General features: G+C 76.5%; 2 protein-coding genes. Both read right to left on the reverse strand.

The features are described 5' to 3' along the window. Positions 1-69: 69 nt before the first annotated feature. Positions 70-816: an SDR family NAD(P)-dependent oxidoreductase gene (locus ACFU7Z_RS39335; RefSeq protein ID WP_380782968.1), complete on the reverse strand. Its 747-nt coding sequence runs from the start codon at positions 814-816 to the stop codon at positions 70-72. A gap of 25 nt (positions 817-841) precedes the next feature. Further along, a partial coding sequence (locus ACFU7Z_RS39340; RefSeq protein WP_380782970.1) for an ATP-NAD kinase family protein occupies positions 842-1,603 on the reverse strand: 762 nt, incomplete at its 5' end.

The following is a 1,603-nucleotide window of genomic DNA, read 5'->3' on the forward strand; positions in this document are numbered from 1 at the left end:
GCGGTCGGGCGCCCGGCCACCGGTGCCCGACCGCCCGGGCCGGGTCCTGGCGGGTGGTCGGTCAGGCGGTCAGGCCGTACCGGCGCCGTCCACGGCGATGACCGCGCCGCTGACGAAGGCGGCGGCGTCGCTGGCCAGGAAGGCGACGGTCTGCGCGATGTCCCGGGGCTGGCCGATCCGGCCGAGCGGGCGGTCGGCGGCGTCGGTGTAGAAGGCGTCGGGGCTCTCGCCGAGTTGGCGGGCCTCCTCGGCGAGCATGCCGGTGTCGGTGTCGCCCGGGCAGACGCAGTTGACCCGGATGTTGTCCGGGCCGTGGTCGATGGCCATCGCCCGGGTCATGTTGACCACGGCGCCCTTGGAGGCGCAGTAGGAGATGGCCCGGCCGCCGCCCTTGATGCCCCAGCCGGAGCCGGTGTTGACGATGCTGCCGCCGCCGCTCGCGGCCATCAGCGGCACCACCAGTCCGCTGAGCAGCATGATCGAGCGGACGTTGACGGCCATCACCAGGTCCCAGTCCTCGTCGCTGATCTCGGTGACGGTGGAGCGGCGGATGATGCCCGCGTTGTTGAACAGCACGTCCACGCCGCCGTGTTGCTCGACGGCGGTGCTTACGGCCCGCTCGCAGTCGGCACGTCGGGAGACGTCGCAGTGGACGAAGGTGCCGCCGATCTCCTTGGCGGCCTGTTCGCCGCGCTCGGCGTCGAGGTCCAGGAGGACGACGGCGGCGCCGAGTTCGGCGAGCAGGGCGGCGGTGGCCCGGCCGATGCCGGAGGCGGCGCCGGTGACGATCGCGCGCTTGCCGTGCAGGTCGATCATGGGGGGCTCCTCTGTGGGTGGGAGGTCAGGCGGAGAGGCGGTACACGGCGCCGGAGCGGCGGCCGGTGATCACCCGGACGTGGCCGGAGAGGGCGTCGTCCAGGTCGGGGTCGCCGGTGTCCAGCAGCAGCGGGCGGCCCGCCAGGGCGGCGAGCTTCGCCTCGGTGGCGAGCACCAGCAGCCGTTCCCGGCCCGCGGCGCGTAGCAGTTCGGGGGTGAGCTGCTGGTTGCCGCGGCCGAGCAGGAAGCCCTGGCCGCCGATCGGGGAGAGGGCGATGCAGGGGGTGGTGGGCAGGGCGCGCAGCTGGTCGGCCCGGGCGTCGCGGATCAGGAGGCGGGCGGCGGTGGCGAGGCCGTCGGCGTGGCCGGGGCCGAGGGCGCTCGCGGGGCCGAGCCGCAGCAGGTCGACGCCGGTCAGGCTGGCGCCCGGCGCGCCGAGCGCGGTGGCCACCGCGTAGGTGGTGCTGCCGGGCCCGAGGAGCAGCAGCCCGCCGGGGCCGACGCGTTCGGCGACCTCGGCGGCGAGGCCGGCCGGTGTCCCCGGGTCGGGCCCGGAGCTGCCGGTCTTGCGCTGCTGGACCCGGGCGGGCAGCACGGGGACGGTCAGTCGGCCGTACAGCCGGGCGGAGACCCGGCCGGCCCGCAGCGCGGCCTCGTCCCGGTCCACCACCTCGGCGGCCGTCAGCCGGACGCCGCGGCCGGCCGCCCAGGCCGCCGCGACCTCGGCGGCGGCCCGGGGGTGGACGGCGAACACGGCGGAGTGCATCTTGACCCCGGCGGGGATGCC

The sequence above is a fragment of the Kitasatospora sp. NPDC057518 genome, from assembly GCF_042802075.1.
Taxonomy (GTDB): Bacteria; Actinomycetota; Actinomycetes; order Streptomycetales; family Streptomycetaceae; genus Kitasatospora.

Bases quoted from the DNA above. Each gene is read 5' to 3' on its own strand.
- ACFU7Z_RS39335 (WP_380782968.1), bottom strand. From the start codon at position 816: ATGATCGACCTGCACGGCAAGCGCGCGATCGTCACCGGCGCCGCCTCC.